The sequence below is a fragment of the Clavibacter sepedonicus genome (genome assembly GCF_000069225.1).
Classification (GTDB): Bacteria; Actinomycetota; Actinomycetes; order Actinomycetales; family Microbacteriaceae; genus Clavibacter; species Clavibacter sepedonicus.
Map to the genome: position 1 here is coordinate 1,716,756 of NC_010407.1, position 17,089 is coordinate 1,733,844.

14 protein-coding genes are annotated in these 17,089 nt (G+C 72.0%); 9 read left to right on the top strand and 5 right to left on the bottom strand.

The window, feature by feature from the left end; genetic code table 11:
* Positions 1-15 precede the first annotated feature (15 nt).
* Together CMS_RS08110 and CMS_RS08115 are read left to right on the top strand one after the other, a co-directional pair.
* Entirely contained in the window at positions 16-1,296 is a 1,281-nt protein-coding gene (locus CMS_RS08110) for a Mur ligase family protein (protein ID WP_041464957.1), read from the top strand.
* A complete protein-coding gene (locus CMS_RS08115; protein WP_012298997.1) occupies positions 1,293-2,027 on the top strand; it encodes a type 1 glutamine amidotransferase in 735 nt (244 codons plus the stop codon). Before CMS_RS08110 ends, CMS_RS08115 begins: the two co-directional genes overlap by 4 nt.
* A gap of 110 nt (positions 2,028-2,137) precedes the next feature.
* Here the strand turns inward: CMS_RS08115 and CMS_RS08120 are convergent, their stop codons facing one another.
* The gene (locus CMS_RS08120) at positions 2,138-2,365 is read right to left on the bottom strand and encodes a DUF7455 domain-containing protein (RefSeq protein ID WP_012038337.1); all 228 of its coding nucleotides are present in this window, start codon (positions 2,363-2,365) and stop codon (positions 2,138-2,140) included.
* A gap of 214 nt (positions 2,366-2,579) precedes the next feature.
* Here CMS_RS08120 and CMS_RS08125 point away from each other — a divergent pair, with 214 nt between their 5' ends.
* On the top strand, positions 2,580-4,658 hold the full coding sequence (locus tag CMS_RS08125) for a DNA gyrase/topoisomerase IV subunit B (protein ID WP_012298998.1): 2,079 nt from the start codon (positions 2,580-2,582) through the stop codon (positions 4,656-4,658).
* Between the two features lie 81 nt (positions 4,659-4,739).
* On the opposite strand, the gene CMS_RS08130 is transcribed toward CMS_RS08125, so the two are convergent.
* The gene (locus CMS_RS08130; protein ID WP_012298999.1) at positions 4,740-7,286 is read right to left on the bottom strand and encodes a DNA gyrase/topoisomerase IV subunit A; all 2,547 of its coding nucleotides are present in this window, start codon (positions 7,284-7,286) and stop codon (positions 4,740-4,742) included.
* Between the two features lie 85 nt (positions 7,287-7,371).
* Here CMS_RS08130 and CMS_RS08135 point away from each other — a divergent pair, with 85 nt between their 5' ends.
* Positions 7,372-8,511 (top strand): alkaline phosphatase family protein, encoded by a 1,140-nt coding sequence (locus CMS_RS08135; protein WP_012299000.1) that lies wholly within the window; start codon positions 7,372-7,374, stop codon positions 8,509-8,511.
* A gap of 55 nt (positions 8,512-8,566) precedes the next feature.
* Here CMS_RS08135 and sepH read toward each other — a convergent pair whose 3' ends face one another.
* The gene (gene sepH / locus CMS_RS08140; RefSeq protein WP_041464537.1) at positions 8,567-9,757 is read right to left on the bottom strand and encodes a septation protein SepH; all 1,191 of its coding nucleotides are present in this window, start codon (positions 9,755-9,757) and stop codon (positions 8,567-8,569) included.
* A gap of 326 nt (positions 9,758-10,083) precedes the next feature.
* On the opposite strand from sepH, the gene CMS_RS08145 reads away from it, so the two are divergent.
* Positions 10,084-10,377, top strand: coding sequence for a DUF4193 domain-containing protein (locus CMS_RS08145; protein WP_012038342.1), 294 nt, complete (start codon positions 10,084-10,086; stop codon positions 10,375-10,377).
* 10 nt (positions 10,378-10,387) lie between these two features.
* Here CMS_RS08145 and CMS_RS08150 read toward each other — a convergent pair whose 3' ends face one another.
* Positions 10,388-11,350, bottom strand: a complete 963-nt coding sequence (locus CMS_RS08150) for an IS481-like element IS1121 family transposase (protein ID WP_012299003.1) — start codon at positions 11,348-11,350, stop codon at positions 10,388-10,390.
* Positions 11,351-11,518: 168 nt separating this feature from the next.
* Complete coding sequence (locus CMS_RS08155) at positions 11,519-11,968, bottom strand: DUF3093 domain-containing protein (protein WP_012299004.1); 450 nt, start codon at positions 11,966-11,968, stop codon at positions 11,519-11,521.
* Between the two features lie 38 nt (positions 11,969-12,006).
* Here CMS_RS08155 and dut point away from each other — a divergent pair, with 38 nt between their 5' ends.
* The 4 genes from dut (at position 12,007) to acnA (ending at position 17,019) form a co-directional block, all read left to right on the top strand.
* Positions 12,007-12,477: a dUTP diphosphatase gene (gene dut, locus CMS_RS08160; RefSeq protein ID WP_012299005.1), complete on the top strand. Its 471-nt coding sequence runs from the start codon at positions 12,007-12,009 to the stop codon at positions 12,475-12,477.
* On the top strand, positions 12,474-13,166 hold the full coding sequence (locus CMS_RS08165; RefSeq protein WP_012299006.1) for a DUF3710 domain-containing protein: 693 nt from the start codon (positions 12,474-12,476) through the stop codon (positions 13,164-13,166). Before dut ends, CMS_RS08165 begins: the two co-directional genes overlap by 4 nt.
* A 101-nt stretch (positions 13,167-13,267) precedes the next feature.
* Positions 13,268-13,975 (top strand): DUF3159 domain-containing protein, encoded by a 708-nt coding sequence (locus tag CMS_RS08170; RefSeq protein WP_223842608.1) that lies wholly within the window; start codon positions 13,268-13,270, stop codon positions 13,973-13,975.
* A gap of 230 nt (positions 13,976-14,205) precedes the next feature.
* Positions 14,206-17,019: an aconitate hydratase AcnA gene (gene acnA / locus CMS_RS08175; protein WP_041464538.1), complete on the top strand. Its 2,814-nt coding sequence runs from the start codon at positions 14,206-14,208 to the stop codon at positions 17,017-17,019.
* Positions 17,020-17,089: the final 70 nt, after the last annotated feature.

The following is a 17,089-nucleotide window of genomic DNA, read 5'->3' on the forward strand; positions in this document are numbered from 1 at the left end:
CCCCTGCCCCTGCCCCTGCCCCTGCGCCTCGCCGTCGCCGCGGGACGGGCCGCCCGCTGGGCCGCCCGTCTCCGCGGGGGCGGCTCCGCCGTGCCCGGCGTCGTCGCCCTCCGCCTCGATCCCCGCTTCCTGGAGCGGACGATCGCCGACCTGCCGCACGGCGTGGTCGCGGTCACCGGCTCGAACGGCAAGTCGACGACCACCCACATGCTCACCGCCGTGCTGCGCGCCCACGGGCTCCGCGTGTTCACGAACCCCTCGGGCGGCAACCTGCCGCAGGGCATCGCGTCCGCCGTGCTGGCGGACGCCGACGCATCCGGTCGCCTCGACGCCGACGTCGCCGTGCTGGAGATCGACGAGGCCTACGGCGTCGCGCTCTCCGCGCTGCTGACGCCGCGCACGGTCCTGCTCCTCAACATCCAGATCGACCAGCTCAACCGGTTCCACGAGCCGGACCGCGTGGTCGGCATGCTCGAGCGGATCGCCGCCACGGCTACCGAGGCCGTCGTCGCCAACCGCGACGACGCGCACGTCAACGCCATCGCCGCGCACACCGCGCGGACCGGTCGCGCCGCCGTGGACTGGTTCGGCGTGTCCGAGGAGCTCCTCGGCGACAGCAAGCACGGGCTGGCATCCGCCCCGCGGTTCGGCTCCGAGGACCCCGACCCGGTGCACGTCGACGCGGGCGTCGAGGCCGTGGCGCTCGCGGGCCGCGACGCCGTGTTCCGCCTGGCGTCCGGCGACCTCCCGGTGACGCTCCCGTCGCGCGGCCTGCACTACGCCGTCGACGCCGCGGGCGCCCTCGCGACCGCTCGCCGGGTCCTCGGCGACCGCTTCGACCCGGCTCGCGCCGCGGAGGGGCTCGGCTCGGTCGCCGCCGTCTACGGGCGCGGCGAGATGCTGCGCGCGGGCGACGAGGACATCGAGATCATCATGATGAAGAACCCCGCGTCCCTGCAGATGAACCTCGACGCGCTGGGCGATCCCCCGGAGCAGGTGCTGCTCGCAGTCGACGACGGCACCCCCGACCCCTCGTGGATCTACGACACCGACCTCTCCGCGCTCACCCACGCCGACGTCGTCTCCGGCACGAAGGGCTACCAGCTCGCCGTGCGCTTCGGCTACGAGGGCCTCGAGGTCGGCCGGGTCGAGCCCGACCTGCGCCGCGCCGTGCAGGCGTTCCTCGCCATGGAGAAGCCGTCCCGCGGGGTCAAGACCATGATCGTCAACTACGAGCAGATGATGGCGATCCGCCGCATCCTCGGCTACACGGACCTCGAGGGAGGACCCGCGTGAGCGACGCCCTGCGCATCCTGCACCTCTACCCCGACGAGCTCGGCATCAACGGCGACCGCGGCAACGTGACCGTGCTCGTCGAGCGTGCGCGCATCCGGGGGATCCGCACCGAGGTCGTGCGTCATGCTCCCGGTGGCGGGGATCCGGGCGACGCCGACCTCGTGGTCATCGGCTCCGGGCCGCTCACGGCGCAGCGCGCCGTCCTGCCCGATCTCGTCGCGCACGCCCCGCGCCTGGTCGCCCTCCGGGAGGCCGGGGTCCCGTTCCTCGCGGTGGGCGGCGGCCTGCAGCTCCTGGGGGAGTCCGTGCGCCTGATCGACGGCGGCGAGCTCGTGGGCGCGGCCGTGCTACCGGTGCGCACCACCCTGACGGCCGAGCGACGTGTGGGCGACCTCGTGCTCGACACGCCGGACGGCGAGCTCGTCGGCTACGAGAACCACGGATCCACCCTGGAGATCGGCGAGCACGCGCCCCTCGGGATGGTGCGCGCCGGCTTCGGCAACGCGGGCCAGGGCGGCGGTGAGGGCGTGCGCGTCGGCGCGTCGGTCGGCACGCACCTCGGCGGTCCCGTCCTCGCGCTCAACCCGCGGCTGGCGGACGATCTGCTCTCCGCGGCCCTCGCCCGGCACGGCCTCGAGCTGCCCGCCGACATCTCGGGGACGCTCGACCGGCTCGACGGCTGGGCGCAGGAGGCACGCGCCACCGTGATGGCGCGACCCGCGCACTACTGACGGCTCCCGGCGCGGAGGCATCGCGCACACGCCCCCAGGTACGACGAAGGGCGCATCCCCGCGGGGATGCGCCCTTCGTCGTGCGACGGCCGGAGCCGCCGCGGGTCGTCCTAGGCGCGCTCGTCGAGCAGGCGGCTCGACTCGTCGTGCCAGCTCGTGGCGATTGCCGACAGCTTCTCCTGGTACTTCTTGCCGTGGTGGGCGCAGAAGAGGAGCTCGCTGCTGTTCACCTCGACGCGGATGTACGCCTGCGCGCCGCAGCTGTCGCAGCGGTCGTTGGCGGTGAGCTGGTGGTTGTCGAGCTCGTCCACGGGACGCTCGGTCGCGGTCGGTGTCATGTGATGCTCCCCTCCGGGTCGGGTCTGGGTCGAGCCGAATGGATCAAGTAGACCACGTGCTCCCGGCAGTCCACCCGACCGCGTCCGCCTGTTTCGCTCTGCGCGTAGGGCGCGGGGCGGGGGACGGCGATTCGCGAGGGGAGGCGGCGGGCGACGGTTAAGATCGATGTCGGCTCGCGTCCGGCGAATGCCGGACGTACATGGAGGACAGCACGTGGCAGCATCCGATTATTCCGCCCGCCACCTCTCCGTCCTCGAGGGCCTCGAGGCGGTGCGCAAGCGGCCCGGCATGTACATCGGATCCACCGACTCGCGCGGCCTCATGCACTGCCTCTGGGAGATCATCGACAACAGCGTCGACGAGGCGCTCGGCGGGCACGGCGACCTGATCGACGTGCGGCTCCACCCCGACGGCAGCGTCGAGGTGCGCGACACCGCGCGCGGCGTCCCGGTCGACATCGAGCCCAAGACCGGGCTGTCCGGCGTCGAGGTCGTCTTCACCAAGCTGCACGCCGGCGGCAAGTTCGGATCCGGCTCGTACGCGTCCTCGGGCGGCCTGCACGGCGTGGGCGCGTCCGTCGTGAACGCCCTGTCGGAGCGCCTCGACGTCGAGGTGGACCGCGGCGGCAAGACGTACGCCATGTCCTTCCGACGCGGCGAGCCGGGCATCTTCGAGGACCAGGGGGAGGCGAGCCCCGACGCGCCGTTCCGCCCCTTCACGTCCGGCAGCGAGCTGCGGGTCGTGGGCAAGGTGCGCAAGGGCGTCACCGGCACGCGGATCCGCTACTGGGCCGACCGGCAGATCTTCACCCGCGGCGCGTCCTTCCTCACCGAGGAGCTCCTCGGCCGCGCGCGCCAGACCGCGTTCCTCGTGCCCGGGCTCAGCATCGACATCAAGGACCTGCGCGGCGAGCAGCCCGTGCGCGAGTCCTTCCGGTTCGACGGCGGGATCGCGGAGTTCGTCGACCACCTGGCCGTCGACGCGCCGCTGACGGACACCTGGCGGCTCGAGGGATCCGGCACGTTCACCGAGACGGTGCCCGTCCTCACGGACGGCGGGGCCATGGTGCCGACCGAGCTCACCCGAGAGTGCGCCGTCGACATCGCGCTCCGCTGGGGCACGGGGTACGACACCCGGTTCAAGTCGTTCGTCAACATCATCGCCACGCCCAAGGGCGGCACCCACCAGGCAGGCTTCGAGGCGGGCCTGCTCAAGTTCGTGCGCGCGCAGGTCGAGGCCAACGCGCGGAAGCTCAAGGTCGGCACCGACAAGCTCGAGAAGGACGACGTGCTCGCGGGCCTCACCGCCGTGCTCACGGTGCGCTTCCCCGAGCCGCAGTTCGAGGGCCAGACCAAGGAGGTGCTCGGCACGCCGGCCGTCCGCGCCATCGTGTCGCAGGTCGTGCAGAAGGCCATGGCCGACCGCTTCGCGTCGCCGCGCCGCGAGGACAAGGCGCAGACCGCCGTGCTCCTCGAGAAGGTCGTGGGGGAGATGAAGTCGCGCATCTCGGCCCGGACCCACAAGGAGACCCAGCGGCGGAAGAACGCCCTCGAGAGCTCGTCGCTCCCGGCGAAGCTCGTGGACTGCCGCTCGAACGACGTCGCCAACAGCGAGCTCTTCATCGTCGAGGGCGACTCGGCGCTCGGCACGGCGAAGCTCGCGCGCGACAGCGAGTACCAGGCGCTGCTGCCCATCCGCGGCAAGATCCTGAACGTGCAGAAGGCGTCGCTGCCCGACATGCTCTCCAACACCGAGTGCGCGTCGATCATCCAGGTGCTGGGCGCGGGATCCGGCCGCACGTTCGACCTGTCGGCGGCGCGCTACGGGAAGATCATCATCATGAGCGACGCCGATGTCGACGGCGCCCACATCCGCACGCTGCTGCTCACGCTCTTCTTCCGCTACATGCGGCCGATGATCGACGAGGGCCGCGTGTTCGCCGCGGTGCCGCCGCTGCACCGCGTCGTGGTCATGAACCCCGGCTCGAAGCCCAATGACGTGATCTACACCTACTCGGAGCGCGAGCTGGCGGCCGTGCTCGCCCAGGCGAAGCGGCAGGGCAAGCGCTACCAGGACCCGATCCAGCGGTACAAGGGCCTGGGGGAGATGGGCGCCGACCAGCTGGCGACGACCACCATGGACCGGCGCAACCGCACGCTCCGGCGCGTGCGGGTCGATGACGCCGAGGCCGCCACGCGCATGTTCGAGCTGCTGATGGGCAACGACGTCGCACCCCGCAAGGAGTTCATCATCGACGGCGCCGGATCCGTGCGGGACCGCATCGACGTGTGAGCCGCCGGCCGCGTGCCGGATGCGGCGACGGCCACGGACCCTCGTGGTCCGCGGCCGTCGCCGTGCGTGCTGCCGACGCGCCTAGGTCTCCAGCGGCGCGGAGCCGTCCTCGGCCGACGGCTCGACGACGCCGACGGCGGCGCCGGACGCGGCATCCGGCGCCTCGGCCGGGGTGACCGCCTGGCCGACGCTGCCGATCGGCTTCTCCAGCGGGATGCCCGAGCCGTCGCGCTTCATGCCCGTGGGCGGCAGCTGGCGGACCTCTCCCGCCGGCCCCACGGCGAGCGCGGGGCCGGGGCCCACCCAGGCCAGGGCGAGGTGGTCCTCGCCCTTCAGGTACGCGTGCGCGCGGACCCCGCCCGTGGCGCGGCCCTTGCGCGGGAAGTCGCCGAACGCGGACACCTTGGCGCGTCCCGGATCCACGCCGGCGATGGTGGCGGACGACGCCGAGACGGTGACGACCTCCGCGCCCTCGGGAGCGACGGAGGAGAAGAACAGCACGTGCGCGCCCGCGCCGAGGTTGACACCCGCGATTCCGCCCGCCTGCACGCCCTGCGGCCGCACCGAGACCGCGGGGAAGTGCAGCAGCTGCGCCTCGCTGGTGACGAAGACGAGCTCGTCGGTCTCCGCGCCCTGCCGCGCCCCGACGACCTCGTCGCCCTTCTTCAGCGCGATGACCTCGTACTCGGGCTTCGCGGGCAGGGCGGACGGGGCGACGCGCTTCACGACGCCCTGGCGCGTGCCGAGGGCGATGGCCTCATCGGTGCCGAGCGCCACGAGCGCGACGACGCGCTCCTTCCGGTCCGTGAGGCCGAGGTAGTCGCGGATCCGCACGCCGGCGCCCAGCTGCACGCTCGCGACCGGCACGACGGGGAGGTCGACGGGCGTCATGGTGATGAGGCGGCCGGTGTTCGTGATCGCGCCGATGCGGGTGCGGCTCGTGGTCTCGATCGCCGTGAGGACGGCGTCGTGCGAGCTGCGGCGGACCGTCTGCAGGGGCGTCCCCGGTGCATCCGTCGGCAGGTCGACGCGGACGGCGCGGCCCGTCGTCGACAGCAGCACCCGGCAGGGCACGTCGGCGATCTCGAGGACGGGCGCCGCCCGGCGGCTCGACGCCCCGGCCACGCTGGGTGCGGCCTCGGTGAGCAGCGTGCGGCGCGGCGTCCCGAACCGGTCGGCGACCTCCTGCAGCTCGGTCGAGACGAGGGCGCGCAGCCGGCGCGGGTCGGCGAGGATCGCCTCGAGCTCCGCGATCTCGGCCTGCAGCCTGTCGCGCTCCTCCTCCAGCTCGATGCGGCTGAACCGTGTGAGCCGACGGAGGCGGAGCTCGAGGATGTAGTCGGCCTGCAGCGTCGAGAGGTCGAAGACGTCCATGAGGCGGGCGCGCGCCTGCTCGGTGTCGTCGCTGCCGCGGATGACTTGGATCACCTCGTCGATGTCGAGGATCGCGATGAGCAGGCCGAGCACGAGGTGCAGCCGCTCCTGCCGCCGGGCGAGGCGGTACCGCGTGCGGCGCGTGACCACGTCGAGCCGGTGCGCCACGTAGACCTGCAGCAGCTCCTTCAGTCCCAGCGTCTGCGGGCTGCCGTCGACGAGCGCGACGTTGTTGATGCTGAACCCGTCCTCGAGCGGGGTGTAGCGGTACAGCTGCTCGAGCACGGCCTCGGGGTTGAAGCCCGTCTTGATCTCGATGACTAGCCGCAGCCCGTGCGTGCGGTCGGTGAGGTCGGTGACGTTGGTGATCCCGGACAGCTTCTTGTTCTGGACGCCGTCCTTGATCTTCTCGATGACCTTCTCGGGCCCGACGAGGTACGGCAGCTCGGTGACGACCAGCCCCGACTTCCGGGGGGTGAGGCTCTCGACGGAGACGCGCGCGCGGGTCTTGAAGCTGCCGCGGCCGGTGAGGTACGCGTCCTTGACCCCCGACAGACCGATGATCGTGCCGCCCGTGGGCAGGTCGGGCCCCGGGACGAACGCCATGAGGTCGTCGAGGGTCGCGTCGGGGTGGTCGATGAGGTGCCGCGCGGCGCCGACGACCTCGATGAGGTTGTGCGGCACCATGTTCGTCGCCATGCCGACCGCGATGCCGCTCGCGCCGTTGACGAGCAGGTTCGGGAAGGCGGCGGGGAGCACGGCCGGCTGCATGAAGGCGTTGTCGTAGTTCGGGACGAAGTCGACGACGTCCTCGTCGAGCCCCTCGACCATCGCGAGCGCGGACGCGGCGAGCCGGGCCTCCGTGTAGCGGGGCGCGGCCGGCCCGTCGTCGAGCGAACCGAAGTTGCCGTGCCCGTCGATGAGCGGCACCCGGAGCGTGAACGGCTGCGCCATGCGCACCATCGCGTCGTAGATGGCGGAGTCGCCGTGGGGGTGGAGCTTCCCCATCACCTCGCCCGTGACGCGCGCGCTCTTCACGTGCCCGCGGTCGGGGCGCAGGCCCATCTCGCTCATCTGGTAGAGGATGCGGCGCTGCACGGGCTTGAGCCCGTCGCGCGCGTCGGGCAGGGCGCGCGAGTAGATGACCGAGTACGCGTACTCGAGGAACGAGTTCTCCATCTCGGTGGAGACGTCGACGTCCTCGATGCGCTCGGAGGGCTCGTCGGGCGTGGTGTGCGTGGTGGAGGGACTCATGGACTCTCTGGGTCGGGATCGGCGCTGCGCCTGATCGGCGTCGTGACGCGGATGCGGGCCGGGCTGCTGTGCCAGACTGGGCCGGATGGCCCCCATGCTACCGGCGCCCGGATCCAGCCGGATGAGCCTCACCGCGGTCATGCCCGGCTGCCTCGCCGCCCTCGCGGGGGAGGAGTCGGAAGCCGGCCTCCCGCCCGTCGACCGTGCGGTCGTCGTGCTCGTCGACGGGCTCGGATCCGCCGCCCTCCGAGCCCGCGCCGGACACGCCCGCCACCTCGTGCAGGGCTGGCGGAAGAAGGACGTCGTCGACGTCGGGTTCCCCACCACGACGGCGGCCAGCATCACCTCCCTCACCACCGGCGTGCGCGCGGGCGAGCACGGGCTCGTCGGCTACAGCGCGCTGGATCCCGCGCACGACCGCGTCCTCAAGCTGCTGTCCGGATGGGACGCGCGCAGCGTCCCGGACCAGTGGCAGCCGGTGCCGACCGCCTTCGAGCGAGCGGTCGCCGCGGGCATCCCCGCGTTCGTCGTCGGCTCGGCCCGCTACGCCGGATCCGGGTTCTCGCGCGCCGCGCTGCGCGGCGCGACCTACGTCGCCGCCGAGTCGATCGCGGACCGCTTCGCGACCACGCGCGAGCTCATGGACCGGGAGCCGCGCGCGCTCGTCTACCTCTACGTCCCCGAGCTCGACCAGGCCGCCCATTCGCACGGCTGGGAGTCCGACCGCTGGCTCCGCGGCCTCGAGGAGCTCGACCAGGCGGCGGGCCCCTTCCTCGACCGCCTCGGCCCGCGCGAGGGTGCGCTGATCACCGCCGACCACGGCATCGTCGACGTGCCCGCTGGATCCCAGATCCTGTTCGACCGCGTGCCCGAGCTGGTCGCGGGCGTCCGGCACGTCGCGGGGGAGCCGCGCTGCCTGCACCTGCACCTCGAACCGGGCGCGGACGCCGACGGCCTGGCCGACGCCTGGCGCGCCTCGGAGGGGACGCGCGCCCACGTCGCGACGCGCGCCGAGGCGATCGCCGCCGACTGGTACGGGCCGGTCCGGGAAGGTGTCGCCGCGCGCATCGGCGACGTGATCGTCGCGACGCGCTCGCTCATCGCGTACTACGACGGCCGCCCGCGAGACCAGGGCGCCCGTCGGATGATCGGTCAGCACGGGGCGTTCTCGGACGAGGAGCGCCTGGTGCCGCTCATCCGCGCCGGCGCCTTCGCCCGCGGCTGACCTGCGGGACGACGACGGCCGGACCGCCCGCGGGGCGGCCGGAGGTCGTGCGGGGTCAGGCCAGGTGGTCGTCGTCGCTGCGGGCGCCGAACACGATCTCGTCCCAGCTCGGCATCGCCGTGCGCCCGCGGCGGCCGGACGGCTTCGCGGAACCGCGGCCCTCGCCGGTCCCGGGCGTGCGCAAGCCCTCGTCGTCGGACTCGTCGCGCGGGCGGTCGCGGCCGGTGTCGACACGGCCGACGCCGGGGATCACCGCGGACCGCAGCGGCGGCGCGGAGCGCTGCCCGCCGCGAGGGCGAGAGAGGGGCTCGTCGCGCCGGGCGGCAGGAGCGGGCGCCTCCTCGACCGGGTCGTCGCCCTCGTCCTCGCGCGGCACGGACTCCCGCTCACCCCGGCGACGGCGGAGCGCCTCGAGCAGGTCGGCGGTCTCGTTCAGCTCGACTTGCGCCACGCGCGCCGGCTGCTGTGTTCCCGCGGGGTGGTTGCCCTGCCGTCCGAGGTGCGACACGGACGCGCCCTCGTCACGGCGGTGCGCCTCCCAGGGCTGGGGAGCGGTGTCCTGCGTGCTCGACGCCGTCGGCTCGGGCAGGCGGAAGGCGCCGCTGTCGAAGCGCGTGACGCCGTCCTCCTGGTGCGTGTCCGGGGCCTCGGGCGGCAGCGCGCGGAGGCGGGGGATGAGCGCGCCGCGGATCTCGCCCTGCTGCGAGAGGGTGATCGCCTCGTTGTTGGCGGGGGAGAGCGCGTGCTTCTTCGGGTCGTAGGACCAGCGCGCGTCGTGCTCGATCTCCTCGCTGGTGAAGGCGGCCTTCACGACCCAGCCGCCGAGCTGCTCCTTCCAGCTGCTCCAGCGCACCTCCTGCGCACCGAGCGACTCGAGGCGCTCCTCGATGACCTGGCCGAAGAGCGTGCCCTGCCCCATCGGGTCGACCTCGATGGCGGTGTGCACGGGGACCTTCATGGCGCTGCGCACGACGTGCTCGCGCTCGGCGACGACGGGGCCCTCGAACTTGCGCACGTACTCCACGGACGCCCCGGTCTCCCGTGCGACGTCCTCGGCGCTCATGCCCTGCCGGATGAACGACTGGATGATGCGCGGGGCGGCCTTCCGCGGCGGGCCGCCGTCGGCGGACTGGCGACGGAGCGCCGAGCGGAAGGAGTCGTCCATCACGAGACGGTGCCGTTCACCGCCCGGGGTCTCCACGACGAGGGCGCCGTCCTCGACTCCGACGATTTTCAGATCCTGCATGGGTTCCACGCCTCTCGCGCTCACTGGACGATTCACGATCGCACGAGTCGGCCCCTCTTCCGGGGAATACGCGTGGCGCGCCGCGACTTGAGTCCGACGAGAGCGCCGGAGGGCGGGATCGCAGGCCCCGCAGGCAGGTTGTTCGTGCGCGAACGGTGTACCGTGTGAGTCCGCATCCGCGGCCCGGGCACGGGCCGGCTCCCCGCATCCAAACCGCCGATCAGGAGCCCCGAGAGGGGCCCGGAGGACGGTTTGCTATCCGGATGCGATTCATGCAAACTGTGCCCGCCGATTCCGTTCGGCGGTTATTCGAGAAGTGGACAGGAATGGCAACTGATTACGACGCCCCGCGCAAGACGGAGGACGACTCCGACTCGATCGAGGCTCTGAAGGAGCGCGTCCCGGACCGCATGTCCGGGGTCGTGGACGTCGACGATGCCGACAACCCCGGGAGCTTCGACCTCGCCGGAGCCGACCTCTCCGACCTCGAGCTCGAGACGGTGGTGCTCCCGCCCCAGGCGGACGAGTTCACCTGCGTGAGCTGCTTCCTCGTGAAGCACCGCTCGCAGATCGACCACCAGGAGAAGCTCGGGCCCATCTGCCAGGAGTGCGCCGCCTAGATGTACTGGGTCATGACGTTGGTGACACTCGGGCCGCGGGCGTGAGCCCGTGGCTTGAGTGGATTCGTTCAGTGTTGTAGTGCTCGATGAAGGGGTCAAGCGCGTCGGCCCGGTGTTGGTTGCCGGTGAAGGGTTGCCGGTAGGCCCACTCGGTCGCGAGGGTCCGGTTGAAGCGCTCGACCTTGCCGTTCTGCCAGGGGCAGTGCGGGCGGATGAACTTCTGCCGCGCGCCCAGGTCCTGGACGGCGTTCTTGAACACGGTCGAGTGCCGGTAGGCGAACGCGTTGTCCGTGATGACCCGCTCGATCCGGGTGATCCCATGCCCGGCGAAGTACGCCGCTGCGCGGGTCAGGAACCCGGCCGCGGTCGCGCCTTTCTCATCGGGATGGATCTCCGCGTAGGCGAGACGGGTGTGGTCATCGACCGCGGCATGGACGTAATCGAACCCGATCCCGCGGCCGCGGACCTGCTCGCTGCGCCCGTGGACCCGCCAGCCGCCTCCGTCCGGGATCCTCCCGAGCTTCTTCACGTCCACGTGGATCAGATCACCCGGATGCTCGTGCTCATACCGGTGCGCCGTTGACCGGGATGCCCGGATCACGGCCCCGGTGACGGGGTCCAACCATGCCAACGGCGGCGCCCCGTGCCGGCGCAGGATGCGGGAGATCGTACGGGATGGAACACCTGTCACCGGCGCCAGCCGCGCAGGACCCGCCCGCAACTGGGCCCGCGCTTCCAGCACGGCCCGTTCCCGCTCCGGGCTCGTTCGCCTCGGTACTGACCGGGGCCGCGATGACCGATCCGTCAGCCCTCGCAGCCCCTCGGCACGGAACCGGTTCACCCATCGATGCGCGCACTGCCGCGACACCCCCAGCTCCCGCGCGACGTGCGCGACCGGCCGACGATCCTCCACCACCCGCCGCACGAGGAGAACCCTCCCGTGAACCGTCAGACGAGCATTACCGTGGGACATCGAGGCCTCCTGGCGATGGTTGAACTGAACAGCTCCATCAAGCCAGGAGGCCTCTTCACACGCCCCGAAGTGTCACCAACGTCATGGCCGAGTACACCTAGAGCGTCGCCGGGCGAGAGCCCCCCCTGAGGACAGAATCCCCCTGAGGACAGAGCGCCTCACCGCACGTCATGATCGCCGCGATCCCCGGATCGCGGCGATCAGTCGTTCCGGGGTGCGCGTGGAGAGCAGCCAGTACGGAGCAGGGTCGGCCGCGTCCAGCAGCGGCACCTTGACCACCGGGTCCACCCAGCCGCGGATCACCAGGTACGCCCGGGCATGGAGGCGCGTGCCGCGCTCCGCCGTCGCCTGCGCGCCCCGGAACCCCTCGGGCTCGCCGAGCTGGTCGACGTCGATGGATGCGCGGCCCGCGCGCAGCCGCCCGTCGACCACCTGGATGACCGGGCTCGTGAGCACGAGCGTGGCCACGACGCCCGCGTAGAGCACGATCGCGACGACGACCCCGGCGATGACGCTGATGGGGAGGAACACGAGCAGGCTCGCGGGGATGACGAGAGCGGTGGCGACGAAGAGCCAGGGAGCAGGCCACAGCCGCTCGCTGTAGGGGGATGCGGGCATGCGCCTATTCGATCAGATTCCTGCACTAGCCTCGGACCGTGCCCGATCCCGTCGACGTCCTCATCGCGGGCGACGCCCCGATCCCGACCTACGCGCATCCCGGCGACGCCGGCGCCGACCTCACGGCCGCCGAGGCCGTCCGCCTCGAGCCGGGCCGACGGGCCACCGTCGGCACGGGCGTCAGCATCGCCCTCCCGGACGGGTACGCCGCGTTCGTCCTGCCCCGCAGCGGCCTGGCCGCGCGTCACGGCATCACGATCGTCAACGCGCCCGGCACCGTCGACGCGGGCTACCGCGGCGAGATCCGGGTCACCCTCCTCAACACCGATGCCGAGGCCGCGTACGATGTCGCGGTCGGCGACCGCATCGCGCAGGTCGTCGTCATGCCGGTCAGCCGGGTGCGCTTCGTGCCCGTCGAGAAGCTGCCCGGGAGCCACCGCGGCACGGGGGGCTTCGGCTCCACGGGCACCGGCGCCCTCCCCGCCCGAGATCCAGGAGACCGAACATGACCGACGAGAACGCGAACCAGCCGGATGACGCCGCCGTCGCGGACGACGCCGAGCACGTCCTGGACGCCAAGTCCGCGCCCGACGACCGGGCCGACGAGGGTCCGCTCGACGAGACCGAGGCGAACCCCGTCCGCCCGTACGTCGACCTCGGCGGGATCAAGATCCTGCCGCGCGAGGGCCTCCACCTCCGCCTCGAGGTCGCAGAGGGCACCCAGCAGGTCGTCGCGATCGGCCTCGACTTCGCCGAGTCCAGCCTCCAGGTGCAGCCGTTCGCGGCCCCGCGCTCGAGCGGGCTGTGGCACGAGATCCGCACGACCATCGGGGAGCAGATCCAGAAGCAGGGCGGGACCACGCGTCTCGCCGACGGTCCGTTCGGGCCGGAGCTGCACGCCGTGATCCCCGTGGTGCAGCAGCCCGGCCAGCCCGCGGCCAGCACACGCGAGGCCCGCTTCATCGGCGTCGACGGACCGCGCTGGTTCCTGCGCGGCGTCATCACCGGCCGCGCCGTGTCGGACCCCGAGGCGGCCGCCGCCGTCGAGGACCTGTTCCGCTGCGTCGTCGTGGTGCGCGGCTCGTCGCCCATGCCCCCGCGCGACCTCATCCCGCTCAAGATGCCCGCCGCGCAGGTCGGCACCACCCCGGGCGCGGCTCCGGCCGGCGAGAGCCCGGCCTCCGCGCTGGGCTCCTGAACGTGTCGGGGGAGGATCCGCGCGAGCGGGATCCCCGGGGCCAGCCCCCCCCCGCGGACGAGGCGGCCGCGACCGACGGCATCCCCGGCGAGCCCGCGTCCGTGTCCGCGTCCGCCCCCGGTGAGGCGCTCGGCGCGAGCATGGCACAGGCCGCCGAGCGCGCAGGTCTGGGTCAGGCGGCGCGCGGCGAGACGATGACGGCGGCGGCGCTCCTCACCGCCATGGGCGGCGTCCGCGGCGTGCTCGAGGCGATCGTGCCCGGGCTCCTGTTCCTGGTCGCGTTCACCCTGACGCGCGACATCGTGCTCTCCGTCGCGGTGCCGGTCACCGTCGCGGTCGTGGCCGTCGTGGCCCGGCTGGTGCAGCGCTCGGCCTTCGCGCCCGCGGTGGGCGGCCTCGTCGGCATCGTGATCTCCGCGGTCCTGGCGCTCCGGTCGGGGGAGGGCCGCGACTTCTACGCCCTCGGGCTGTGGACCAACGGCGCCTACTTCGCCGTCCTCCTCGTGTCGGTGGTCGTGGGGTGGCCGCTCGTCGGCGTCGCCGTGGGCTTCCTCATGGGCGACGGGACGGCCTGGCGGCAGGACCGCAGGAAGGCCAGGGCGCTCCGCCTCCTCACCCTCGTCTGGGTCGGTTTCTTCGCGCTCCGCCTCGCGGTGCAGCTCCCTCTCTACCTCGCCGACTCGATCGACGCGCTCGGGGTCGCGCGCCTGGTGATGGGCACGCCCCTCTACGGCGTCCTCCTCGTGCTGTCGTGGTTGTTCGTGCGCGCCGTGTACGCGAAGGAGCCGGCTGCCCCCGCGGCCGGCTGACCCGCGGTCCTCCCGCTCCTCGTCGGCAGGGCAGGCACCGCGCGCCGCGGCGTCGGGCGCGGTGGCGCGATGGTAGATTCATCTCGACGTCGAGATACATCGGCGCCGTCCCGCCTCGCGCCGGGTGCCCGATCAGGGTCGCCTTACTGGACCCGGTCGCGGCGGGCGACCAAGATCGGATGACGGGCGGAATCGACTTCCGCGCCCATCCAGCGAGGGAAGAGGGCCACGTGTCTGCAATCAACAGCTTCGGCGCGAAGGACACACTCCGCGTCGGGGACACCGACTACGAGATCTACCGCATCGACACCGTGGCGGGCCACGAGCGTCTCCCGTTCAGCCTGAAGGTGCTGCTGGAGAACCTCCTCCGCACCGAGGACGGCAAGAACGTCACCGGCAGCCAGATCAGCGCGCTCGGCGACTGGGTGCCCGAGGCCGACCCCGACACCGAGATCCAGTTCACGCCCGCGCGCGTCGTGATGCAGGACTTCACCGGGGTCCCCTGCATCGTCGACCTCGCCACCATGCGCGAAGCCGTCGGCGAGCTGGGTGGCGACCCGACGAAGATCAACCCGCTGGCGCCCGCCGAGCTCGTGATCGACCACTCCGTCATCGCCGACCTGTTCGGCTCGGAGGACGCGCTCGAGCGCAACGTCGACATCGAGTACGAGCGCAACGGCGAGCGGTACCAGTTCCTCCGCTGGGGCCAGACGGCGTTCGAGGACTTTAAGGTCGTCCCGCCGGGAACCGGCATCGTCCACCAGGTCAACATCGAGCACCTCGCCCGCGTCACGATGACCCGCGAGGTCGGCGGCGTCCTCCAGGCCTACCCCGACACCTGCGTCGGCACCGACTCGCACACCACCATGGTCAACGGCCTGGGCGTGCTGGGCTGGGGTGTCGGCGGCATCGAGGCGGAGGCGGCCATGCTCGGCCAGCCCGTCTCGATGCTCATCCCCAAGGTCGTGGGCTTCAAGCTCTCGGGCGAGATCCCCACGGGCGTCACCGCGACCGACGTGGTGCTCACCATCACGCAGATGCTGCGCAAGCACGGCGTCGTCGGCAAGTTCGTCGAGTTCTACGGATCCGGCGTCGGCGCCGTGCCCCTCGCCAACCGCGCCACCATCGGCAACATGAGCCCGGAGTTCGGCTCCACCGCCGCGGTGTTCCCCATCGATGACGTCACCCTCGAGTACCTGCGCCTCACCGGGCGAAGCGAAGAGCAGGTCGCCCTCGTCGAGGCCTACGCGAAGCAGCAGGGGCTGTGGCACGACGCATCCGTCGAGCCCGCGTTCAGCGAGTACCTCGAGCTCGACCTCTCCACGGTCGTCCCCTCCATCGCCGGCCCCAAGCGCCCGCAGGACCGCATCGAGCTGACCGACGCGAAGTCGCAGTTCGAGCGCGACCTCAACGACTACGCCCAGGTCGACCACGACATCGTCGACCTCACCACCTCCATGAGCTTCCCGGCGTCCGACCCGGGCGAGCTGCAGCCCGAGGACGAGCACTCGACGCACGAGACGCACCACGCCTCGCACAGCCCGGTGAGCGTCACGAAGCCCACGCGCGTCACGCTCGAGGACGGGCGCGACTTCACGCTCGACCACGGCGCCGTGGCCATCGCCGCCATCACGTCGTGCACCAACACGTCGAACCCGTCGGTCATGCTCGCGGCGGGGCTGCTCGCCCGCAACGCGAGCAAGAAGGGCCTCAAGGCCAAGCCGTGGGTGAAGACCACGCTGGCCCCCGGATCCAAGGTCGTCACGGACTACTACGAGAAGTCCGGCCTCACGACCTACCTCGAGGACCTCGGCTTCTACACGGTCGGCTACGGCTGCACCACGTGCATCGGCAACTCGGGCCCGCTGCTCGAGGAGATCTCCACCGCGGTGCAAGACAACGACCTCGCGGTGACGGCCGTCCTCTCGGGCAACCGCAACTTCGAGGGGCGCATCAACCCCGACGTGAAGATGAACTACCTCGCGAGCCCGCCGCTCGTCATCGCGTACGCGCTGGCCGGGTCGATGAACTTCGACTTCGACTCCGACGCGCTCGGCACCGACCCCGAGGGCAACGAGGTGTTCCTCAAGGACATCTGGCCCGACGCGGACGAGGTGCAGTCGACCATCGACAGCTCGATCGACACGGGCATGTTCACCCACCAGTACGCCGGCGTCTTCGACGGCGACGAGCGCTGGCGCTCGCTCCCCACCCCCACGGGTGCGACGTTCGAGTGGGACGCCGAGTCCACCTACGTGCGGAAGCCCCCGTACTTCGAGGGCCTCACCATGGAGATCACGCCGGTGTCGGACATCGCGGGTGCGCGCGTCCTCGCGAAGCTCGGCGACTCTGTCACGACCGACCACATCAGCCCCGCCGGATCCATCAAGGCGGACAGCCCCGCCGGCCACTACCTCGACGAGCACGGCGTCGGCCGCAAGGACTACAACTCCTACGGCTCGCGCCGCGGCAACCACGAGGTGATGATCCGCGGGACGTTTGCGAACATCCGCCTGCGCAACCAGCTACTCGATGGCGTCGAGGGCGGCTACACGCGCGACTTCACGCAGGAGGGCGGCCCGCAGTCGTTCATCTACGACGCGTCCGAGAACTACCAGGCGGCGGGCACCCCGCTCGTGATCCTCGGCGGCAAGGAGTACGGCTCCGGCTCGTCGCGCGACTGGGCGGCCAAGGGCACGAGCCTGCTGGGCGTCAAGGCGGTCATCACCGAGAGCTTCGAGCGGATCCACCGCTCCAACCTCATCGGCATGGGCGTCGTCCCGTTGCAGTTCCCGGCGGGGGAGACCTGGGCGTCGCTCGGCCTCGACGGCACCGAGGAGATCAGCATCTCGGGTCTCGAGGAGCTGAACTCCGGCACGACGCCGCGCACGGTGCACGTCGTCGCCGCACCGACCTCCGACTCGCCCGCGGGCAAGGAGACGGTGGAGTTCGACGCGGTCGTCCGCATCGATACCCCCGGCGAGGCGGACTACTACCGCAACGGCGGGATCCTGCAGTACGTGCTGCGCAGCCTCGTCGCGTAACAGGAACCTGAAGGGGGCCGGGCGGCGACGCCCGGCCTCCTTCCTGCGTGCGGCCCCTGCGTAGACTCGA